19 protein-coding genes are annotated in these 23,052 nt (G+C 37.4%); 13 read left to right on the top strand and 6 right to left on the bottom strand.

The window, feature by feature from the left end; genetic code table 11:
* Together BM084_RS14415 and BM084_RS14410 are read right to left on the bottom strand one after the other, a co-directional pair.
* On the bottom strand, positions 1–249 hold a 249-nt coding region (locus BM084_RS14415; protein WP_143083669.1), incomplete at its 3' end, for a transposase.
* Positions 250–337: 88 nt separating this feature from the next.
* The gene (locus tag BM084_RS14410) at positions 338–697 is read right to left on the bottom strand and encodes a toxin-antitoxin system YwqK family antitoxin (RefSeq protein WP_075325139.1); all 360 of its coding nucleotides are present in this window, start codon (positions 695–697) and stop codon (positions 338–340) included.
* Between the two features lie 898 nt (positions 698–1,595).
* Between BM084_RS14410 and aspS the strand changes: the two genes are divergently transcribed.
* The 4 genes from aspS to BM084_RS14390 all read left to right on the top strand — a co-directional run bounded on the left by aspS (position 1,596) and on the right by BM084_RS14390 (position 5,830).
* Complete coding sequence (aspS, locus tag BM084_RS14405; RefSeq protein ID WP_093305654.1) at positions 1,596–3,377, top strand: aspartate--tRNA ligase; 1,782 nt, start codon at positions 1,596–1,598, stop codon at positions 3,375–3,377.
* A 118-nt stretch (positions 3,378–3,495) separates the two neighbouring features.
* Positions 3,496–5,286, top strand: a complete 1,791-nt coding sequence (locus BM084_RS14400; RefSeq protein ID WP_245764387.1) for a chloride channel protein — start codon at positions 3,496–3,498, stop codon at positions 5,284–5,286.
* Between the two features lie 4 nt (positions 5,287–5,290).
* Positions 5,291–5,530 carry a hypothetical protein gene (locus tag BM084_RS14395; RefSeq protein ID WP_075325141.1) on the top strand — a complete coding sequence of 80 codons (240 nt, stop codon included), beginning with the start codon at positions 5,291–5,293 and terminating at the stop codon, positions 5,528–5,530.
* Positions 5,531–5,635: 105 nt separating this feature from the next.
* Positions 5,636–5,830, top strand: a complete 195-nt coding sequence (locus tag BM084_RS14390) for a cold-shock protein (RefSeq protein WP_037318850.1) — start codon at positions 5,636–5,638, stop codon at positions 5,828–5,830.
* Between the two features lie 66 nt (positions 5,831–5,896).
* Here BM084_RS14390 and BM084_RS14385 read toward each other — a convergent pair whose 3' ends face one another.
* Entirely contained in the window at positions 5,897–6,871 is a 975-nt protein-coding gene (locus tag BM084_RS14385) for a helix-turn-helix transcriptional regulator (RefSeq protein WP_075325142.1), read from the bottom strand.
* 114 nt (positions 6,872–6,985) lie between these two features.
* Here BM084_RS14385 and BM084_RS14380 point away from each other — a divergent pair, with 114 nt between their 5' ends.
* The 3 genes from BM084_RS14380 to BM084_RS14370 all read left to right on the top strand — a co-directional run bounded on the left by BM084_RS14380 (position 6,986) and on the right by BM084_RS14370 (position 12,015).
* Positions 6,986–9,424: a TonB-dependent receptor gene (locus BM084_RS14380; protein ID WP_232228881.1), complete on the top strand. Its 2,439-nt coding sequence runs from the start codon at positions 6,986–6,988 to the stop codon at positions 9,422–9,424.
* A gap of 21 nt (positions 9,425–9,445) precedes the next feature.
* Positions 9,446–10,789 (top strand): hypothetical protein, encoded by a 1,344-nt coding sequence (locus BM084_RS14375; protein ID WP_093305650.1) that lies wholly within the window; start codon positions 9,446–9,448, stop codon positions 10,787–10,789.
* Positions 10,790–10,875: 86 nt separating this feature from the next.
* Positions 10,876–12,015: a PepSY-associated TM helix domain-containing protein gene (locus BM084_RS14370; protein ID WP_093305648.1), complete on the top strand. Its 1,140-nt coding sequence runs from the start codon at positions 10,876–10,878 to the stop codon at positions 12,013–12,015.
* A gap of 17 nt (positions 12,016–12,032) precedes the next feature.
* Here BM084_RS14370 and BM084_RS14365 read toward each other — a convergent pair whose 3' ends face one another.
* Positions 12,033–12,992 (bottom strand): NAD-dependent epimerase/dehydratase family protein, encoded by a 960-nt coding sequence (locus tag BM084_RS14365; protein ID WP_093305646.1) that lies wholly within the window; start codon positions 12,990–12,992, stop codon positions 12,033–12,035.
* Positions 12,993–13,215: 223 nt separating this feature from the next.
* Between BM084_RS14365 and BM084_RS14360 the strand changes: the two genes are divergently transcribed.
* From BM084_RS14360 to BM084_RS14350, 3 genes are all read left to right on the top strand, one after another.
* Positions 13,216–13,782 (top strand): hypothetical protein, encoded by a 567-nt coding sequence (locus BM084_RS14360; protein ID WP_075325146.1) that lies wholly within the window; start codon positions 13,216–13,218, stop codon positions 13,780–13,782.
* A 60-nt stretch (positions 13,783–13,842) separates the two neighbouring features.
* Positions 13,843–14,325 (top strand): nuclear transport factor 2 family protein, encoded by a 483-nt coding sequence (locus BM084_RS14355; protein WP_075325147.1) that lies wholly within the window; start codon positions 13,843–13,845, stop codon positions 14,323–14,325.
* 137 nt (positions 14,326–14,462) lie between these two features.
* Positions 14,463–16,532, top strand: coding sequence for a M13 family metallopeptidase (locus tag BM084_RS14350; RefSeq protein WP_075325148.1), 2,070 nt, complete (start codon positions 14,463–14,465; stop codon positions 16,530–16,532).
* Between the two features lie 320 nt (positions 16,533–16,852).
* Here the strand turns inward: BM084_RS14350 and BM084_RS14345 are convergent, their stop codons facing one another.
* Together BM084_RS14345 and BM084_RS14340 are read right to left on the bottom strand one after the other, a co-directional pair.
* A complete protein-coding gene (locus BM084_RS14345; RefSeq protein WP_075325149.1) occupies positions 16,853–17,215 on the bottom strand; it encodes a YraN family protein in 363 nt (120 codons plus the stop codon).
* Between the two features lie 59 nt (positions 17,216–17,274).
* Positions 17,275–17,844, bottom strand: a complete 570-nt coding sequence (locus tag BM084_RS14340) for a hypothetical protein (RefSeq protein WP_075325150.1) — start codon at positions 17,842–17,844, stop codon at positions 17,275–17,277.
* Positions 17,845–18,001: 157 nt separating this feature from the next.
* Between BM084_RS14340 and metG the strand changes: the two genes are divergently transcribed.
* The 3 genes from metG (at position 18,002) to BM084_RS14325 (ending at position 22,998) form a co-directional block, all read left to right on the top strand.
* On the top strand, positions 18,002–20,089 hold the full coding sequence (gene metG / locus BM084_RS14335) for a methionine--tRNA ligase (RefSeq protein WP_075325151.1): 2,088 nt from the start codon (positions 18,002–18,004) through the stop codon (positions 20,087–20,089).
* A 64-nt stretch (positions 20,090–20,153) separates the two neighbouring features.
* On the top strand, positions 20,154–21,056 hold the full coding sequence (locus BM084_RS14330) for a histone deacetylase family protein (RefSeq protein ID WP_075325152.1): 903 nt from the start codon (positions 20,154–20,156) through the stop codon (positions 21,054–21,056).
* 163 nt (positions 21,057–21,219) lie between these two features.
* Positions 21,220–22,998 carry a glycoside hydrolase family 9 protein gene (locus BM084_RS14325; RefSeq protein WP_075325153.1) on the top strand — a complete coding sequence of 593 codons (1,779 nt, stop codon included), beginning with the start codon at positions 21,220–21,222 and terminating at the stop codon, positions 22,996–22,998.
* The last annotated feature ends 54 nt before the right edge of the window (positions 22,999–23,052 follow it).

The following is a 23,052-nucleotide window of genomic DNA, read 5'->3' as shown; positions in this document are numbered from 1 at the left end:
TTCTATCTTACGAGAGGAATACATATTGCGCAGGTACGCATAGATGATCACCTTAAGAAGCATCCGAGGATGGTAACTGGAAGTACCACCTCCTTTGTAACTTCGCTCCAGGTCAGCGATGTCGATTTGATCAATAATAGTATTGACGATTCTAACGGGATGATTTACAGGAACCAAATCATCATAACTGGGAGGTAAAAGACTTAACTGCGACTGGTTATAGGTCTTAAATACAACTTTAGCTTTCATTACATGAAAATAATAAAAACCTCAAAATAATCCAACAAGAAAGGCTGCCTTTTCAGACAGCCTCTTGCGTTTAGGTATAAATTTTTGATTAGTTTTCAGCTAAAGTACCATCACTTTTCCAGGTATTTACCCCGGCAATCTGGTTATTATTGTAATCAACTTCAGTTAGTTTATCTGAAGACCAAAAGAACCATTTTCCGGTTTTTTCCCCTTCTGTATAGTTAGCCATACTTTGCTTTTTTCCATTGGTATCATATGCCACCCATTTTCCATGAAGTTTTCCATCCTTGTAAGTTCCTTCTTGTTTTACAGAACCATCTTCATAATAGAAAGTTCCTTTTATAAGATCTCCCTCTTTTTCAAATTTTGGTTCCGGACTTTTCTGCGCCATAGCAGCTGCTCCAAAGGTAAAAATGGCAGCCATCAATATATTTTTTATCTTTTTCATAGTCTTTTTCTTTAAACTTTACTTTACAAAAATAGCTAAATGTTTACTTTAAAGCAACAATCACGTAACATTAAATTAACATTGAAATACTAAGGAACTGATAAACAGAAAACTAAACCCCTATTTTCGGCTTAACATAGAGATATCCTAAAAGAAATTTCATTAAAAAAATCTATTTTTAGAACCGGAAAAAAACTGTAAAGGAATGGCAAATACTAAAGCTTCAGTTGGTAAAACTTCCTTTTTCGAAAGCGCTTTAATTTTTCATAATTAGTTAAAGTGTTATTTTTTGCTCAGGTTGTTACTTCAGAATAGTAACAATTATATATATTTGTAATAGTAATAACAACATTATTGCTCTAATAAAAAACCCGCCTGCTCCAACAGACGGGTCTGCAAGACTAAAGCTCCCTGATTATCATATAAGATAAGAGCATTAATAAATAAACTGTTTCCATATTAATATTTTTTATGGAACGTTATTAAGCAATACCAAGGATCGACCCCTTGGTATTCTTTTTTCAGCTATTGATAGTCCCTTTACAATAGCACTTCAGCTAAAATACAACTACTTTATAGTCAATTTAAAATTTTGTTAAAAAAGGTTATCAAACAAAAACTGTTAATATCCTGATAGGCTTGTTGTTACAAATTTATCAACATCATAAAATTGACGAAACGGTCAAATTTTTGACTGTCTTCTAAACTTGATGGCTAAATTTTTCCCTAACCATCCTTATCCGGTATTATTTAAGTTTAAAATGGCTTAATAATTAATTTTTAAAGGCGATATTTCAAAAAAAAAAATGCAAAGCCTCTAGCGATTTTCTCTGCCTATTTTACCGCCAAACCCACCAGAACTTCTTACTTTTGCGCTACTTAAAATTTCAGGAATATTATGTATAGAAGTCATACCTGCGGAGAATTAAATGCAGCTTCAATTGGCCAGGAAGTAAAACTTTCGGGCTGGGTTCAAAAAATAAGGGACAAAGGATTTATGGTTTGGGTAGATCTGCGCGATCGTTACGGCATTACCCAGCTTATTTTTGATGAAGAGCGCTCTTCAAAAGAACTTATGGAAAAAGCTCAAAAACTGGGGCGCGAATTTGTTATTCAGGTTAGCGGAAAAGTAATTGAGCGGGAATCTAAAAATACAAATATTCCAACTGGTGAAATTGAAGTTTTAGTTGATGAAGTTAATATTCTCAACACTTCCCTTACACCTCCCTTTACTATTGAAAATGAAACCGATGGTGGCGAAGATCTTAGAATGAAATACCGTTACCTTGATATTAGACGAAATCCGGTAAAAAACAAGCTGAAATTTCGCCATAAAGTAGGAATGGAAGTAAGAAATTATCTTTCTAACCAGGATTTTGTTGAAGTGGAAACTCCATATTTAATAAAGTCTACTCCTGAAGGTGCCCGCGATTTTGTGGTACCAAGTAGAATGAACGAAGGTCAGTTTTACGCCCTTCCCCAATCGCCACAAACTTTTAAGCAATTGCTAATGGTTGGCGGAATGGATAAATATTTCCAGATCGTAAAATGTTTTAGGGATGAAGACCTTAGAGCCGACAGGCAGCCGGAATTCACACAAATTGACTGTGAAATGGCTTTTGTTGAACAGGAAGATATTCTGAATATTTTTGAAGGTTTAACCAGGCATTTATTGAAAGAAATCAATGGCGTAGACGTTGCCGAATTTCCAAGAATGACCTACTCTGAAGCGATGAAAAAATATGGGAATGACAAACCGGACATCAGATTTGGGATGGAGTTTGCCGAATTGAACGATTTGGCCAAAAACAAAGGTTTCAACGTTTTCGATCAGCAGGAATTAGTAGTGGGAATTGCGGTTCCGGGAGCGGCTTCTTTTACCAGAAAAGAAATAGACAAATTAATATCCTGGGTTAAAAGGCCACAGGTAGGCGCCAACGGACTCGTATGGGCAAAATATAACGAAGATGGAACTTTAAAATCTTCAGTAGATAAATTTTATTCAGAAGAAGATCTAAAAACCTGGGCAGAAGCTACCTCAGCAAAACCCGGAGATCTAATATTGTTAATGGCTGGTGACGCCAATAAAACCAGAACGCAACTAAGTGCTTTAAGAATGCATTTGGGTAATGAACTTGGTCTTAGAAAAGCTGATGAATTCGCTCCACTTTGGGTTATAGATTTCCCATTACTGGAATGGGATGAAGAAACAAATCGTTTTCACGCGATGCACCATCCTTTTACCTCACCTAAAAAAGAAGATTTTGCTTTACTGGAGACTAAACCGGGAGAAGTTCGTGCCAATGCGTACGATTTGGTTTTAAACGGAAATGAAATTGGCGGCGGTTCTATAAGAATTCACGATAAGGAAACACAGGAAAAAATGTTCGATTATCTTGGCTTTACTCCAGAAGAGGCTAAAGCACAGTTCGGCTTTTTAATGGATGCCTTTCAATATGGAGCCCCTCCTCACGGCGGTATCGCTTTTGGTTTTGATAGACTGGTGGCCATTTTAGGCGGACAGGAAAGTATCAGGGATTTTATTGCTTTCCCAAAGAACAACAATGGCCGGGATGTAATGATAGATGCACCCGCAAAACTGGATGAAGCACAACTCAAAGAACTTCATTTACAGGTAAACTACCTGGAAGAAACTTCAAAGAATAGCCAGGGGAAATAATTTTTTCAATTAAAGGCAAACGCAAGAGCATTTAAATCTCGAGTATCGAGTAAAATTATAATTGATAAAAAATCCCGGGTTCACATCGGGATTTTTTTATCTTCATAAAAATTTTTGAGTGGACAATAAAGCTACAAGATTATTAATCCGTTTTTCAGACTGGAGTAACCGGCATTTAAGTCATCAACAATTTTTGATGATTTTAAGTGCTATTATAGGTTTTACTGCTGGTTTAGGTGCAGTGGTTATAAAAAACCTTACACACTACATTCAGCGCTTACTAGAAGGAAATCTGATTATAAATTACCATCACGCTTTTTATTTTATTTTTCCACTTATAGGTTTAAGCCTTACGCTACTGGTAATTAAAGTAGTACTAAAGAAAAAGATTGGTCACGGGATTCCCTCTACGCTTTATGCAATTTCCCGCCGAAAAGGAATTATGCGTTCCTTTCAAATGTATGCCTCAATTATCACAGCTCCTTTAACAGTTGGTTTTGGAGGATCTGTGGGATTGGAAGGACCAACGGTGGCCACCGGTGCTTCCCTGGGATCTAATATTTCCCGGTTTTTTAAAATGAACCAAAGTTCACGTACATTACTTATTGGTTGCGCAGCTGCGGGCGCTATGTCGTCTATTTTTAAAGCACCTATCGCGGCGATTATCTTTGCGATCGAGGTTTTTAGCCTGGATCTCACTTTAATCTCCATGGTTCCATTGCTTATCGCTTCGGTTTCGGCTATTCTCACCTCCTATTTTTTCTTTGGTTCTGATATTATTTTGCCTGTAGATCTTCAAGACAATTTTAATATTTCTGAAGTGCCTTTTTATATTATTCTTGGTGTCCTCGCTGCCGGATGTTCTATGTATTTTACACATATTTATTTTAAGATAGGCGATGCTTTTAAAAAGATAGATTCTCTTTTCTATAGGTTATTGCTGGGTGGCCTGGGCCTTGGAATTCTTATCTATTTAATTCCACCGCTATATGGCGAAGGTTATAATGTTATAAATAACTTATTGGCTGAAGATTATTTAGAAGCTTTGGGAACCAATTTCTTTAATGATTATCTTGATAATATCTGGATTGTTATAATCCTCCTTGCTGGACTTGTAATTTTTAAAATCCTGGCTACTTCGCTCACCTTTGGAGCCGGCGGCATTGGCGGTATTTTTGCGCCGGTATTATTTATGGGGAGCGCTATGGGGCATTGCTTTGCACTAATTATAAACAATCTGGGAATATTAAAAACCCCCATTTCGGTAAGTAGTTTTACTATGGTTGGAATGGCCGGGTTAATGGCCGGGGTTTTGCACGCGCCACTTACTGCCATTTTCCTTATTGCAGAACTCACCGGCGGTTACGAACTCTTTGTTCCCTTAATGATTACCGCGGCCATTTCTTATATGATTACCAACCAGTTTCAGCCGCACTCGGTATATACCATGGAACTCGCAAAACGTGGCGATTTGTTAACCCACAATAAAGACCAGGCTGTATTAACGCTGTTGAATATTCAGCAGATTATAGAAAAAAACTTTGTTACCCTAAATATAGATATGAATCTTGGAGATGTTATTCACGACGGCGTAATAAAATCTTCCCGAAATCTTTTTCCCGTTATCGATGAAAATCGTAAATTCCTGGGAATTATATTATTAGATGATATTAGACCGATAATGTTTGACCAGAAAATGTATGAGGAAGTAAAGGTAAGCGATGTTATGCAGCGTGCCCCTGAAATTATAGACCTTAGAAAAGACCGGCCAAAAGATATAATGACCAAATTTCAGGAAACAAACGCATGGAACCTGCCTGTGGTAGAAGATGAGGTGTACGTTGGATTTATTTCTAAATCTAAACTATTAACCGCTTACCGTCAAAAACTAATAGAAGTAACCGTTTAATGCTATGAATACTGTTTTAAAAATATTGGGCATATTAATATTAATTGCCATTGGAGTAGGATTTTATTACCGCACTTTTGAAGATGTGGTACTGGGAGACCGTATAATTGGAATTGCAGTTTTAGCAAGTGCATTTATTTTAATGCCTATTTTCCTGTATGTGAGATGGAAAGGGAAACGGCTTCAAGACTACACTCTCACTAAAGAGAACATGGATAAAATGCGAGATAAAGGACTGGATTAAGTAGCTGTTTTAGAATACTTTCAAAAGAAAATCGAAAATATTGCACTGTCTTCAATAATATTGTACTAACTTTGCGCTTTATTAATTATTTATTTTATTATTACAATGGAAGGTACAGTTAAATTTTTCAATGAATCAAAAGGATACGGATTCATTACCAACGACGAAACAGGAAGAGACATCTTCGTACACATTACTGGTTTAGATGGCGAGAGCTTGAACGAAGGTGATAAAGTTGAGTACGTTGAAGTAGAAGGTAGAAAAGGAGTTAACGCTGCGGAAGTACGCGTTATAGAATAATATATATTATCCTATTTCAAGAACTTGAAAAGTCGCTTTTATAGCGGCTTTTTTTATGCCTTAATTTTATTGATTTAAACCTTGTTTTGGAGTGTAGCCATAACATTTTTTAAAGGTGTTTATAAAGTGCGGAACGCTTTTATATCCTAAAATGCCAGCCATTTCACTTACGGTATGTTTACCTAAAAGACTTTTAGCTTTCTTCATTCGTAAGTCTATAATAAAGCTTCTAATAGTTTTACCATACATCATTTTAAAATCTTTTTTTAGCTGAAGTTCATTTAAAAGCACTTTCCTGGCCAGTACTTTAATGGTTGGCGGATTTTTAAAGTTTTCAATTAAATATGCGTGGGCGGTTCTTATTTTTTCAAGGTTTTCTTCGCTAATCCCTTTCACTACTCCATTGCACAATTCCTCCTGGCAAAAATGTAAAGAAAGAAACAATTCTTTAAGCCTTAATTCAAGATAATATTTTTTAAAATCGGTATTCCAATCGTTTTTGGTTATCTCATTTAAAATATGATATAAACTATAATCTATAGGAAAATTACAGGCTCCCCATTTTTGAAAATTACCCTTAATAATATGATTATAGAAAGAATTATCTGCTACCCAGACTTCGTTTTTTAACAATTCAAGGTAGTATTCTTTTGATAGATAAACCGCCTGGTAGTGAGTAGGTTTATTGGCAGGCATTTCTATTGTGTTTACAGTATCACAATTATAACAGCAGTTAATTCTGCCCATCCCAAGGGGTGTTTTTTCCTTGGAAGAAACCAGTTGCGAATCACCTTTTCCTAAATAAGAAATTTGAATATATTCCCCGCTTATACTAAAGATATCGGTAAGATTTTTTTTATTCTCTATAAAGGTTTCAACAATAAATAAGCCTTTTGAAAACTGAATCTTACATTTTGCCTGCAACCATGAATACGATTGGATATTTATTTCATCTTTAATGATTCCCAAATCTTTATTTCCTGAAAGATCCCGTGAAAACAAGGTTTCATTTACCTCTATTAATTTAGACTCAATATACATAATACCTTTACCGTAATTTTTATTTCCAAAACCGAAACAGGCTTAGCGCTTCAAAATATAAATTTGCCGCAAGTTATTTAAAATTAGTTTAAATAAGAATAATAAATTAAAATTGTGGTTCCAAATTTTACAATAAGCTTTATTTTACTGTTGCTGTCAGCCAGTATTCCTACCATATATGCTCAGCAAAAGGAAGCCAAAAACTTCGATATTTCTGGAATAATAGAAGATGAAAACGGGGAAGTACTAAAGGGCGCAAATATTACGGCTTCCAATCTAAATCAGAGTAAAAGCACGCAATCAGATTCCGAAGGAAAATATCAAATAAAGAATTTACAGCGTGGAGTTTTTTTACTGGAAATTCGTAAAGGTGACTTCATAGCTCATCATCAAATAGCGGTAAATCCAGAAAATCTACACCATAATATTACGATAAATACCTCAGAGAACGAATTAGATGAGGTACACCTAAGAGCAGATTCTTTCAAAACCAAAATGGAGAAAAAGGGATTTGCCCTTAATGTTGTAGAAACCGGGGAGGCCAGTATTAGAAATATTCAGACAAACGAATTACTAAACACTACGGTTGGAGTAAAAATTCGGCAAAATGGTGGTTTGGGCTCTCGTGCAGAATATAGTTTGAATGGTTTATCTGGTAGTGCCGTACGTATTTTTATAGATGGAATTCCCATTTCTACATTTGGTTCGTCCTATAACTTAAACAGTATTCCGCCATCAATGATTGAGCGAATTGAAGTCTATAAAGGCGTTGTTCCCGGCCATTTAGCTGACGATGCCCTGGGCGGCGCCATCAATATTGTACTTAATAAACAGTCTGATAAAAATATTAATGCGTCTGTATCATATGGCTCATTCAATACTTTTCAGGCTAATGTAAATGGGTTGTACAGATTTGATAATTCTGGTTTTACCGTAAAAGCTTCTGCCTTTCATAACTATTCTGACAATGATTATGAAGTTTCAGGTCGAAGTATTGTAGTAACCGGTTTAGGTGGTCAGCAAACCCCAATTACCGCTAGACGTTTTAACGACGCCTACAGGTCTACCGGAGGTACGGTACAGGTAGGATATACAGATGTAAAATGGGCCGACCAGTTTTTTGTAGGTTTTACAGGTTCTGATGACTATAAAGAAGTGCAACATGGCGCATTCATGACTATTATGCCATACGAAGGAAGATTTCTTGAGTCTGACGCTTCTCTGGCTAACTTAACTTATCAAAAAGAAGATTTATTTACGCCAGGTTTAGATGTAAACGTTACCGGATATTATGGAAAGCGAAACCGCCAGGTAAATGATACGGTGCCCTGGGCTTATAGCTGGAACGGCGAAAGAGCCATAGATTTTAGAGGCAACGAATACAAATATACCTGGGGCTCACAGCAAGAAGGCGGACCAACGCTTGCGAAAATTAACCGCAACGTGGCCTCCATTAGAACTGGTGTAGCCTACGCTATTAGCGATAACCACACAATTTTAGCGAACCACGTTTATAGCGGAATTGATAGAGAAGATAGCGATAAACTACAATCTGTATTAGAAAATACCTTTGTAGGAACACGGGATTTAAACAAAAACATACTTTCGATAACCTATGAATTAAATGCTTTTAATGACAGGTTAAAAACCAATTTATTCGGGAAATATTATCAACAGAAAAGCATAAGTGTAGATCCTGAAATTCAAAGAAATCCAGATGGAAGCAGTGAAATTGTGGATGATGTTGTAAGCAGTAATAAAAAATATGAAGGCTATGGTTTTGCAGCTTCTTACGAGCTTAGCCCCACTATTACCCTATTGGCTTCGGCCGAAAAAGCAGTACGACTGCCAAACGAAACCGAAATATTTGGTAACGATGGGGATAATGTTGTGGCCAACGCAAGCATAAATCCTGAACAAAGTAACAATTATAATTTAGGGGTAAAACTAGGCACCTTTAACTTTAAGAAGCATCAATTTAATGCTTCAACAAATCTTTTTACCAGAAATATTAAAGATAGAATTGGTTTACCTATAGAGACTTCCTTAAATGTAGATGAAGAGTTAATTGTTTATGTAAACCAGGGTAGCGGTACTTCAAAAGGAATTGACGCACAGTTGGGTTATACCTATAATAATAATTTCGGACTTAATTTTAATATATCCCGATTCGATTTAAAAATTGAAAACCGTGGCGTAGAAATAGACGTCCCCAACACTCCATTTTTTACCATGAATGGAAACTTACGCTATTCAATTAAAAATTTAATTCAGAAAAACTCCATGCTAAACCTATTCTACACCATGTACTTTACCGATGAATTTTCATATCTGGTTCCGCAGGGTTCAAATACGGTAGGAGACGATTTCTTTAAAGTACCTCAGCAATTAGCGCAGGATCTTGGACTTAGCTACACCTTCCCCAACCAAAATTTTGTCATGAGTTTTGATGTAAAAAACATCTTTAACAAACCTGTTTATGACAATTTATCGGTGCAAAAACCGGGAAGAGCCTTTTACTTAAAATTAAATTATTCAATCAATAAATTTTAACCAATTATAAAAGATAATAATATGAAACGTAATTTTTTCAGCATTAAAACTTTTGCAACAATAGCAATGGCAACAGGCTTACTGGCTTCTTGTAGTAGCGATGACTCTCCTATAGACCCAGGACAGGAACCAGGTGAAAATGAAGACGGTAGATGGATTACCGTTGCCGCAGCCAGAATGGGAGAAAACCCTGGAGACGGTAATGGAGGCACACTAATCTACTCCATAAGTAGTGAAGACGCTAAAGACCCAAACGTATCTATAGAACCTTTTGATAACGGATTTATAGTACCTTCTAACAGAACTGCAAGGTTGCAATCTTCTGAAGACGGCAGCACAATATTTAATATTAGCTATGCCGGCGATACTGGAGGAAACTACACGAAATACAATGTAAATGGAGGTCAAAATTTTGAACAAACCGGAAGCGAAATTAGCATTGCTCCTTATGTAGGTTCTGCTCCAAGATGGATTAAATTATTTGACGGAGATCAAACAGGAGCTGCTGTATATGTAGATACCAAGCACCAGTTTGATGATGAGGATAATTATCTTCGTACCCAAGCTACTATGGGGATTGTCACCTTAGATTTACAGAATTCGGTAATAAAAGAGTTTAAAGAATCAAGTCTTCAACTAAGTGAAGAGTTGGAAGCACAAGGATATTATATTGGCAGAATTGATATGCCAACCTTAAATGCTACCGGAGATAAATTATACATTGGCGCTCGTATAAGTAAAGTAGACCCGGAAACCGGAGAAACAGATAGAAATGGTGAAGTTTTAGGTTCTAAAACCATTGTTTTAGACTACCCTTCTTTAGAAAACCCAACTATTATTACTTCTGAAGTTGGAAAGGGAAATACCAACGGTTACCGAAGCATTAATGCATTTTTGGTAAACGGAAGTGTTTACCAGGCAAACCAGGGAGATCCAAACGGTTCCCATATCTTAAAAATAGGTGCTAATAACCAGTATGATGATTCATACGTATTTAATTTAGATGAAGCATTAGGAGTGGAAGATGCCTATATTCTTGCCTGGAGACCTACCGCAAGCGGAAAAGCGGTTGTAGCTTATCGTCACGCAGGTTCTGCTGAAGGTGTAGCTGGAGCCCAGGGATATTTTGCGCTGGTAGATTTAGAAGCAAAAACTGCACAAAAAATAAATGAAATCCCATATAGCGAAGATTTCTACCTATTCCAATACCAGGGATTTGTAGTAGATGGAGATGAAGTTTATGTAACCGAAGCTCCCGTAGGAGAAAACGGAAATATTTATGTAATAGACACGCAAACCGGTGAGGTAACTAAAGGAGCCGAGCTGGTAAATGTAGAAGGAAGCCACTTTATAGGAGTTTTTTAGCCCTAAAAATATTTGAATTTGCCAAAAAGGGCTGACCGGAAATTCTTTTTCCGGTCAGTCTTATTTTAAGTTTTATACCAGAATCCATGACAAAGAAGAAGCAAAAAAAGAAAAAATATACGTTTAGAAAATTACTGAACGATCTGCATTTATGGTTAGGGCTTGGCAGCGGGATTATCCTTTTCTTAGTTTGCCTAAGCGGAACTATCTTAACCTTCCAAACCGAAATAAAATCGCTTTTTGCTGAAGAATTAAAAGTAGACCCGCAACAAGGTAAACTAATTGCTATAGAAAATTTGCAGCAAAACCTTGAAAAAGAAGGAGCGGTTACCGGGCTTACGTTACCCAAAGACCCCAATAAAGCTTATGAATTCAAGGTGAAAACTTCGCCGGAAGATAGACGCGGCACTACTTTTTATGTAAATCAATATACCGGCGATTATCAGCAACTAGGTGAAAATCCTGCAGATGAATTCTTCTTCACAATGTTTAGAATGCATCGCTGGTTGTTATTCGATTCTGCTATTGGTAGACCTATCGTGGGAATTGCAACCATTATCTTTTTATTTCTATCTATAAGTGGAGTTGTACTTTGGTTTCCGAAGAAAAAAATAAAGTGGAAAACCCTAAAACCGGGCTTTAAAATTAAATGGTCTGCAAACTGGAAAAGGATTAACCATGATTTGCATAATACCCTTGGTTTCTATTCCTGCCTATTATTAATTGTAATGACGTTAACCGGATTATTCTGGTCTTTTGATTGGTATAAAGACCTCGGCAGTCAGGTTCTGGGAACCCAGGTTTTTGGTGGCCGCGGCGGACCAAAAATTGCTTCAGAAACTAATCCAGATTCTAAAACGCTGGAGCTTGCTGAAATCATTAATATTTCAAATCAAAATCTGGATTATCCCGGGGAGACATCTATTTCATTTCCACAGGACGAAAATGGTATTTTTTCCATTAGAAAATATGAAGCTGGCAACTGGTCGCCCAATACTTACGATATGCTGGTGATAGACCGTGACGGTAAAATTCTCAAAAAAGAGCTTTTTTCAGAAAAACCAGCAAATGTTCAGGTAGCTTCTTTAATAAAACCAATTCACACAGGAGAAATATTCGGGACTTTTTCAAAAATCCTTTATTTCCTGGCCTGCTTAATCGCCACGAGTTTACCAATTACCGGAACCATAATCTGGCTTAATAAAATGAAGAAAAAGAAAAAATAATCTCGATTATCACGTATTTATTTGGCGGTTTTCAGTTGTTCAGAAACTCCGGCAAGCATTTCCTTAACTAGGCTTTGCATGTCAAAATCGTGTTTCCATTGCCAGTCTTTTCTGGCTTCAGAATCATCTATGCTAGATGGCCAGGAATCGGCTATTTTTTGTCTAAAATCTGGGTCGTAGGAGATCTTGAAGTCAGGAATTTCCTTCTGAATAGCCTCGGCAAGAACCTTTGGGGTAAAACTCAAGGCCGAAAGATTATAAGAAGATCGCACCTTTATTTTTTCTGAAGGAGCTTCCATAATATCTACGGTAGCTTTAATCGCATCGTCCATATACATCATGGGCAGACCGGTATCTTCAGCTAAAAATGAAGTGTAGGCTTTATTCTTAAGGGCTTCGTGAAAAATTTCTATCGCATAATCTGTAGTTCCACCACCGGGAAGGGTTTTATAGCTTATAATGCCGGGATAACGCAAACTTCTTACATCTACGCCATATTTATCGTGAAAATATTCGCACCATCTTTCGCCGGTTTGCTTACTAATCCCGTAAACCGTAGAAGGTTCCATAATAGTAGTTTGTGGGGTATCGTTTTTAGGAGTTGTAGGGCCAAAAACTGCAATACTGGAAGGCCAAAAGACTTTCTCAATCTTTTTATCTTTAGCAAAATTCAAAATATGAAAAAGGGAATCCATATTAAGATTCCAGGCTTTCATTGGCGCTTTTTCGGCAGTTGCACTAAGCATCGCGGCCATAAGATAAACCTCGGAGATTTCGTATTTATCAATAATGGTTTCAATTAATGGAGCATCAGTAGCATCGGCAATTTCAAAAGGCCCGGAATTCATTAATTCCTCATTTCCTTCCCTAATATCACTAGCCACTACCCGATCGTTTCCGTAGAGATCACGTAATTTCAGCGTTAACTCGGTTCCAATTTGCCCGCAAGCACCAATAATTAAAATTTTCCCGGCCATTGTATTGATTTTTCCGCAAATATATTTATTTAGATAGAGGTTTTCGCAATGAAACAGCCGAAACCTTTACTTTTTTTTAGAAATCTTTTATTGAAGGAAGGGTTTCGATACTTCTTCAATTAACAAAGTGAAATTAAAGAAAATTTCAAAGCTGAACAGAGGTAATAAATACTTCCTTTTGTAATTATTTAAATTGGAAATTTTTAGGTTAACTTTGTTAGGTATGAAAAAACTGGTTTTAATATTATCTATTTTACTCTGCTTTGCCTGCAATGAAAAATCTCAGACCGATGATAGTAATGGCAGTCAATTAGATTCAATTACCTTAAACCAACCTTTAGAAACTACTAAGGAAGAAGTAATATTACTTCCTGAAGCACGAAAACATGCTATAAATTGGTTGGCGTATATCGCTGCCCAAAATGAAGTTGACCAATTAAGAAATTATAATCTACAACAAACCATAGAAAGCTCAAAACCAATCTCCCAGGTTATGGAATCGTTAAACACAAGCATTCCCGATTCTCTGAGCTCCAACGCGGTTAGGGCCCGCGCCAACGTTTTAACCACTAAAGCAAAAGTCCTGGAACAATTATCTCACCGCCGGCAATTAGATGCCGGTGCTATTACAGAAGTTGCCCGGGAAATCCCTGAAGAATTCAATAATTTTAAGATTCAGCTTAATGAGCTTTTCCTAAAAACCCTGGAAGATTTTGAAGATGAGCTGGACGAATTTAAAGCCGAAAGAGATACCATTTCTATAGATTCCCTTCCCCAGGCCAAATTGTAGTAGTCGTTTTTCTAATCCTGAGTGCAGAAAAATTGATATCTTCAATAAAAATTCTTCAAAATGAAAAAAATTATCGCACTGCTTTTTTTGTTTTTCAGTTTAAATATTGCAGCCCAGGAAAAATCTAAAATAGATAAGGTTTTAACCCAATGGCACCAAGCAGCCGCTGATGGTAACTTTGATAAATACTTCAGCTTAATTACCAAAGATGGGGTTTTTATAGGCACCGATGCCACCGAGAACTGGCAGAATGATGATTTTCGTGAATTTTCAAAACCTTATTTTGATCAGGGTCAGGCCTGGAATTTCACCACTTTAGAACGAAATATTTATAACGATGAAAACAGTAAAACCGCATGGTTTGATGAACTTCTTGACACGCAAATGGGAATTTGTCGTGGCTCTGGCGTGCTTCTAAAAACTAAAGATGGCTGGAAAATTACTCATTATGTACTTTCTGTTACTATACCCAACGAAAATGTGGAAGAAGTAACCCAATTAAAAAAGGAATTCGATCAAAATTTGATAAATCAAATTGATTAAACCTTCAGGTAAATCCAGCTTTTCCAGGATTAGTTTTTGCGAAAAATTCAATCAATTTTATACTTTGAATAATCCTCAGCTAAATATGCTACTTTTTAGTACTTTAGCGCGAGAATTCATAATAATTTAAACCACATATGAAAAAAATAAGTAATGTGCTCTTTTTATCGATTTTGGGAGCTGCAACCCTAACAAGTTGTCAAAACGATGATAAAGAAAGTAAAGAAAAAGAAGAGGTTCGCGGTATTAACCTTGCCTATATGGACACCACCGTAAGCGCTCAGGAAGATTTCTTTAGATACGTAAACGGAAAATGGGTAGATTCTACCGAGATCCCTTCAGACCAGACTACTTGGGGAAGTTTTATGGAATTGCGTGAGCGTACCGATGAGGATGCGATGGCTATTTTAGAAGGCGCTTCTGCTAACGATAGTTTAGACCCGTCTAGTGACCAGGCTAAAGCCGTTTACCTTTACAAAACAATTATGGATACCGTTGCCCGAAATGAAAAAGGCGTGGAACCGGTAAAACCATATTTGGCAAAAGTAGATGCTATTGAAAATAAGGAAGACCTCCAGGAATTTCTTACCGAAATGCAACAATATGGTGGCGCCGGATTTTTCTCTTTTGGGGTTCGTGCCGATGCTAAAAACAGTAATATGAATGCTGCTTACCTTTATCCTGCAGGATTGGGTTTACCAGATCGTGATTACTACGTAGCAGACGATTCAGATTCCAAAGAAAAAAGGGAAAAATATAAAGAGCATATTACCAGAATGCTTCAGTATATAGACTATTCTAAAGATGAAGCTGCAGATGCAGCCGAGCGTATTCTTGCTTTTGAAACCAGCCTTGCAGAACCTCAACTTGACAAAGTAGAGCGTCGTGATGCCCGTAACACTTATAACCCTAAAACTGTAGCCGAACTTAAAAATATGGTTTCAGCGATAGACTGGGATTCTTATTTTGAAGAAATTGGTGCTACAGATCTTGATACCATAATCGTTTCTCAACCAAACTATATGGAATCCCTTCAGGATGTTTTTGCTGGAAATTCTGTTAATGATTGGAAAGATTATCTAAAATGGAGCATTTTTAATGATGCGGCCAGCACACTTTCTACAGATATTGAAACTGCAAATTGGGAGTTTTACAGCAAAACCCTACAAGGTGCACAAGAACAACGCCCAAGAAAAGAACGTGCTTTACAAACTGTAAACGGTACTCTGGGAGAAGCACTTGGTAAATTATATGTAGACGAACATTTCCCTGCTGAAGCTAAAGAAAAAGCTCAGGAAATGATTTCAAATCTTATTAAAGCTTACGAAAACAGGATAGACAACCTTAGCTGGATGGGCGAAGAAACCAAGAAAAAAGCCAAGGAAAAGCTAGGAACCACCACTATTAAAGTTGGTTATCCAGACGAATGGAAAGACTACAGCGATCTAGAAATAGTAAATGTTGAAAACGGTGGGTCTTATTTCCAGAATATGATGAATACCAGCAAATGGAGAGTTGCCGATAATATGGCAGACCTTGGACAACCGGTAGACAAAACCGAATGGTTTATGCCACCACAAACCGTTAACGCCTATTACAACCCAAGCTATAACGAAATTGTATTCCCTGCAGCTATTCTTCAGCCACCTTTTTATGATTATAAAGCTGATGCTGCTGTAAATTACGGCGGAATTGGAGCTGTAATTGGTCACGAAATCTCTCACGGCTTTGATGATAGCGGTTCTCGTTTTGATGCCGAAGGAAACCTTAATAACTGGTGGACAGACGAAGATCTTAAACAGTTTGAAGCTCTTGGAAAAGATCTTGCAGACCAATACAGCAATATTGAAGTTTTAGACAGTGTTTTCATCAACGGTCAATTTACTTTAGGTGAAAATATTGGTGATCTTGGTGGCGTTAACGCTGCTTATGACGGGTTACAAATTCATTTAGAAGAACACGGAGATCCCGGAAAAATAGATGGATTTACTCCAGATGAACGTTTCTTTATGTCCTGGGCTACTGTTTGGAGAACAAAAATGCGTGACGAAGCCTTGAAAAACAGAATCAAGACCGATCCTCATTCTCCTGGAATGTACAGAGCTTATGTACCGCTTCAGAACATTGATGCATTTTATACCACTTTTGATATTAAAGAAGGTGATAAAATGTATGTTGCCCCAGAAGATCGAGTGAAGATCTGGTAATAAATTTCTTAGGAAGTATTTTAATAAAAGTATAGACCTCACAGTCCCGATCGCCATTGGGACAGTGAGGTTTTTCTTTACCAAAAAGTAGACCACACAGGTATTGTAGACCTGTGAGGTCTTTTTATTTTATCGTCATCCTGAATTTATTTCAGAGCCTGCCCCGATTTTTGATCGGGGATCTAAGATGTTGATATTCAAATCAAGTTAGAAGCTGAAACAAGTTCAGCTTGACGAATTTAGAACTTTTTAGACAGTTTTTTTATAACCACTAGTCACTGAAACAATGCGGTTAGAATAAAGTTTTTTCCAGAAGTTTTTCACTCAAAATGTAAAAAAGCATCTTCAAGATGTTCTACTTGTATTCCGGCTTTGTTCTTTATTATCGCAATAATATCAAAACGGGTTTCAAGGTTTAATTGATTGTCATTCAAAAAAAAATCGGCAGCCTTTACAAGCTGCCGAATTTGTTTAGGCTTTACAAAACTTTGTGGGTCCCCAAAATCGGGTGTGCTTCTTGTTTTAACTTCTACTACTACCAAAGTGCTATGCTTCCGGGCTAAAATGTCTATTTCCGCTTTGTTATAAACATAATTTTGAGCCAGAATTTCATAACCTTGTTTTAAAAGGTACTCTAAAGCGAGGCGTTCACCCAATTCCCCCAAAGCGTTATGCTGAGCCATAAAGTGAATTTAGGATTTATTCCAGGTTTCTATACTTGGGGATTTCCCGTAAAAAATAACTAATTCACTAGCATTATACTGGCAACTTTTAAATCTAAACTTTCAATTTCCTCTTTACTGGCTTCAATTATGCGATCACCATAAAACTTATTGGCTACTTCTTCTTTGGGTGCCAGGAACACTCTTAAATTAGAATTTTCCAGTTTCCCGTTATTCCACATAACCGCACCTCCATAGTCCCATCCAAATCCGTAGAAAGAGATCTCCTTTTCATTAAGCTTATTCAAAGCTTCATACATGGTTCCTATTTCAATGCCCTCTGTAGATTTCCATTTTCCATTTTCAGAAAACCGAATATCAAAAATTTCTTTACGATCTTCAGTTTTCCAGGTAATATGCAATTCATCGGGCGTATCGGGATACATTACGGTATAGGCCCGCTCTACTGTTCCTTCTTCAAACATGCCGGTATCTTCAAGAAAATCTGCTTCAGGATAATTTGCCTTCAATTCCTCAGCATTATAATTTGTAAGGTTTTCAACCACAAATTTATCTTTAGACATTTTGCTATTAGAACTTCCACAGGCTGCAAGACTAAGTACAATAATTATTAAGCTTAATTTTTTCATTGGTTAATTTTTATCGATTTAAAACTTTTGGTATTCGAATTAAATTTAAAGGCTAAATTGAGGAACATTTCCTATAGACGCCTTCTGTTTTACAAGAATTTAACGCGTATTTTTAAGGAGTTGCTTACCTTTGCGCCCTCAATAAATTTTAAGATAAATGAATAATACTCCACAGCGATACACTATTACCGCAGCATTACCATACACCAACGGCCCCATACATATTGGCCATCTTGCAGGTGTTTATGTTCCAGCCGATATTTATGCCCGTTATTTACGAATGCAGGGCAATGATGTGGCTTTTGTTTGCGGAAGTGATGAGCACGGAGTTCCTATTACCATAAAAGCAAAGAAAGAAGGCGTTACGCCGCAGGATATCGTTGACAAGTACGATGGAATTATCAGGAAATCTTTCGAAGATTTTGGCGTTTCTTTTAATAATTACTCAAGAACTTCAGCTAAAGTACATCACGATACCGCTTCGGCATTTTTCAAAAAGATGTATGAAGATGGGAAGTTTATTGAAGAAACCACCCAACAACTTTACGACGAAAAAGCAGGACAATTCCTGGCCGATAGGTTTGTAACCGGAACCTGCCCAAAATGCGGAAACGAGGAGGCCTATGGCGACCAATGTGAAAGCTGCGGAACTTCGCTAAACGCCACAGATCTTATTAATCCAAAATCGGCAATTACCGGTGAAGTACCCACTTTAAAAGAAACCCGTCACTGGTTTTTACCTTTAGATCAATACCAGGAATGGTTAGATGAGTGGATCGTAAAAGGGCACGCTCACGACTGGAAAAGCAATGTTCACGGGCAGGTGAAATCCTGGTTAAACGATGGTTTGCGCGCAAGAGCCGTAACTCGTGATTTGGATTGGGGAATTCCTGTCCCTGTAGAAGGTGGTGCCGGTAAAGTACTTTACGTTTGGTTTGATGCGCCAATTGGCTACATTTCTTCTACCAAAGAATGGGCAGAACGCGAAGGCAAGGACTGGGAGCCTTACTGGAAAGACGAAAACACGAAACTTGTACACTTTATAGGAAAAGATAACATTGTTTTTCACTGTATTATTTTCCCTGTGATGCTGAAAGCACACGGCGAATACATCTTGCCAGAAAATGTTCCGGCAAACGAATTCCTTAATTTAGAAGGAAAAAAACTTTCTACCTCCAAAAACTGGGCAGTCTGGTTGCACGAATACCTGGAAGATTTTCCAAACCAGCAGGATGTTTTACGCTATGTTTTAACTGCAAACGCTCCTGAAGCCAAAGACAATGATTTTACCTGGAAAGATTTCCAGGCCAGGAATAATAATGAATTGGTAGCTATTTTCGGGAATTTTATTAATCGCGTAGTTGTACTAACCAATAAATATTACTCCGGAATTGTTCCAAAACCTAATGATTATTCTGAAGTGGACGAGCAAACCATTGCCGAGCTAAAAGCCTATCCGGCGGTTATTGCAAGTTCTATTGAAAAATACCGTTTCCGCGAAGCGCAAGGTGAATTAATGAATTTAGCCAGATTAGGAAACAAATATTTAGCCGATGAGGAACCCTGGAAACTCATTAAAACCGATGAAGAACGTGTAAAAACAGTGATGTATGTGGCATTACAAATCGCATCAGCGCTAGCTACTTTAAGCGAACCATTTTTACCATTTTCTTCAGCGAAACTTCAAAAAATGCTGAATTTCACCGATGCTGAAAGTCAACTTTCCGGCAAGGAATATTCACAATGGGATAAGATCGCTACACGTGATTCTTTACTCCCCGCGGGGCACCAAATTGGAAAAGCAGAATTGCTTTTCAGCAAAATAGAAGATGCCCAAATGCAGCAACAATTAGACAAACTGGAAGCCACAAAAACTGCTAATGCAGCCGAAAACAATAAGGTAGAACCTCAAAAAGAAACTGCTAGTTTTGAAGATTTCACCAAAATGGATTTGCGTGTAGGAACTATTATTGAAGCCCATAAGATGCCTAAAACCAAAAAATTAATGGTGATAAAAGTAGACACCGGTCTGGATCAAAGAACGGTAGTTTCAGGAATCGCTGAGCATTATAAGGCAGAAGAAATTCTTGGTAAAAAAGTGACTGTTTTGGCCAATTTAGCACCAAGAAAACTGCGTGGTGTAGAAAGTGAAGGAATGATTTTAATGACAGAAAATTCAGCCGGAAAACTGGTTTTTGTAAATCCAGATGAAGATGGTGTAGAACCGGGCGCAACGATAAATTAGTTGTTTTACTCAAATAATAAAAAACCTCACAGGTTTCAAAACCTGTGAGGTTTACTCTTTATAAATGCTCAAAATCGCCTACCATCCTATCTACAAACATCCTTTACCTGAAGGTCACCGTTTCCCGATGGAAAAATATGAATTGCTGCCAAGGCAATTACTTCACGAAGGAACCTGTAGCGCAGAAAATTTCTTTGAGCCGGAATTTCCAACCGATAAATATATTCTAAAAGCTCACGATGCTGATTATTTTGAACGCTTACGTGATTTAAAACTTAGCACCAGGGAAATTAGAAAAAGTGGCTTTCCACTTTCCGAAGCTTTAGTGAAACGGGAAATGATCATCGCCGATGGTACGATGAAAGCCGTGCATTATTCCCTGGAACATGGAATTGCTTTTAATATTGCCGGAGGTACTCATCACGCTTATTCTAACCGGGCCGAAGCATTTTGCTTACTTAACGACCAGGCAATTGCCGCAAGATATCTTCAGTATAAAAATTTAGCTGAAAAAATTCTTATTGTAGACCTGGATGTTCACCAGGGAAATGGAACAGCAGAGATCTTTCAGGATGATTCTTCGGTTTTTACTTTTTCTATGCACGGAAAAGGTAATTATCCGTTCAAAAAAGAAAAGTCAGATCTCGATATTGAAGTCCCCGACGGCAGTGGTGATATTGAATATCTAAAACTACTAAAAGAGACATTACCTGATTTAATAGAAAAACAAAAACCAGATTTTATCTTTTACTTAAGCGGTGTTGATATTTTAGAGAGTGATAAACTCGGCCTACTCTCCTGCACGGTAAATGGCTGCAAAGAAAGAGACAGGTTTGTTTTGCAAACCTGCTACGATTTAAACATTCCGGTTCAATGCAGTATGGGTGGCGGTTATTCTAAAGAAATTAGGGTGATTATTGAAGCCCATGCTAATACTTACCGACTGGCTAAAGAAATTTACTTTTAGCAAAATTTGCCGTTTTAAAAAATTCACTTTCCGCTTTTTAATTACCAGGAAATTTTTAGCAATTTCAATAGAAAAATAAAACAGGTGATGGAAAAATGCTTTAGGAGCATTAACTTTAGTATCGGTTAATTCAATATAATTATATCCATTTTAAATCTAAGTTATGAGGCTTGCAACAATATTCCTGATTCCAATTTTATGTTTTCTTCTGAATATTTCAGCATTTGCCCCATTAAATCAAGAAAGTTCAGGTTCAGATAAAATCAGGATCAACCAGGTTGGATTCTATCCTACAGGCCAAAAAATAGCGATTGTTGTAACTTCAGAAGCTACCAATTTTTCAATTCTTACAGCAGATAAAAAGAATGAAGTGTTTTCAGGCAAACTTAGCGATGCGAAAAAATGGCCACATAGTAAAGAAACCGTAAAACAAGCTGATTTTTCTTCCGTGGAAATCTCAGGAGAGTATGTATTACAAGTTCCCGGAATTGGTACCAGCCATCCTTTTCATATAGACGAAAATGTACATTTTGAGCCAGCAAAAGCAAGTATGAAGGCTTTTTATTTTCAGCGAGCTTCTACTGCTTTACCCGAAGAATATGCCGGAAAATGGGCGAGAGAAGCCGGCCATCCAGACGACAAGGTGAAAATCCATAATTCTGCCGCTTCAGAGAATAGACCGGCTGGATCTACTATTTCAAGCCCCCGAGGATGGTATGACGCAGGAGATTTTGGAAAGTATATTGTAAACAGCGGAATTACCATGGGGACTTTGTTATCGCTTTATGAAGATTTCCCGGAATACCTGGACACACTTAATTTAAATATTCCAGAAAGCGAGAACAATATTCCCGATTTTCTTGACGAAACATTGTACAATCTAAGATGGATGATGACAATGCAGGATAAAGACGGGGGTGTTTATCACAAGCTTACCAGCGCGAATTTTCACAGCGCGGTTGCGCCAAAAGATGCTACACTTCAGCGATGGGTAGTACAAAAAAGTACAGCAGCTACTTTAGATTTTGCTGCAGTAACTGCACAGGCAACAAGAATTTTCGAAGATTATAAAGATGAATTACCAGGATTATCAGATTCGCTTTTGGTGATGAGCGAAAAAGCTTATCGCTGGGCGAAAGAAAACCCCGATGTAATTTACCAGCAGGAAACATTAAAAGATCCTGAAATAAACACCGGAGCCTATGGAGATCGAAATTTTAAAGATGAATTGCAATGGGCTGCCACAGAACTTTTCATAACCACAGGAAAGAAAGATTATTACCAGGAAGCTGGGCTGGAAAACCGTTTAGGACTTAACTTTGGAATTCCCGCCTGGCCAAATGTGAATACGCTTGCTCTCTACTCTCTTGCCAGGCACAGGAAAAATTATAAGAATAGTGAGCTTGTAAATATTCATGCCATAATTGAGCAGCTTACCCAAATGGCCAATAATCTGGTAACTTCTTCAAAAAGTTCTGCTTATGCGATTCCAATTGGAATAAATGAATCAGATTTTGTTTGGGGAAGTAACTCCACCGCAGCAAATCAGGGAATACTACTTTTAAATGTATACGAAATAACAGGCGACAGGAAATATCTTGATGCTGCAAATAGCAATTTGGATTACCTGCTGGGAAGAAATGCCACGGGCTTTTCTTTTTTAACCGGTTTTGGCGAGAAATCTACAAGAGATCCGCATCACAGACCTTCTGAAGCTGACGATAATGAAGATCCGGTACCCGGACTTTTAGCCGGGGGCCCAAACCCCGGGCAACAAGACAAAAATGAATGTGCAGAGAAATACACGGCTGCGCATAAGCATCCTGCAACTTCATATATTGATAACCGTTGTAGTTATGCCAGTAATGAAATCGCAATTAACTGGAATGCTCCTTTTGTATATCTTGCCAATGCTATAGAGGCAATACAAAAGACAAAATAAAGTGGTTATTATCTTTTTAAAGAAAATAACCACTTTTGCTCCACCTTAGCATTT

Origin of the sequence: Salegentibacter agarivorans (assembly GCF_900113135.1) — a bacterium.
GTDB lineage: Bacteria > Bacteroidota > Bacteroidia > Flavobacteriales > Flavobacteriaceae > Salegentibacter > Salegentibacter agarivorans.
This window is presented reverse-complemented; position numbering and strand designations above follow the sequence as displayed.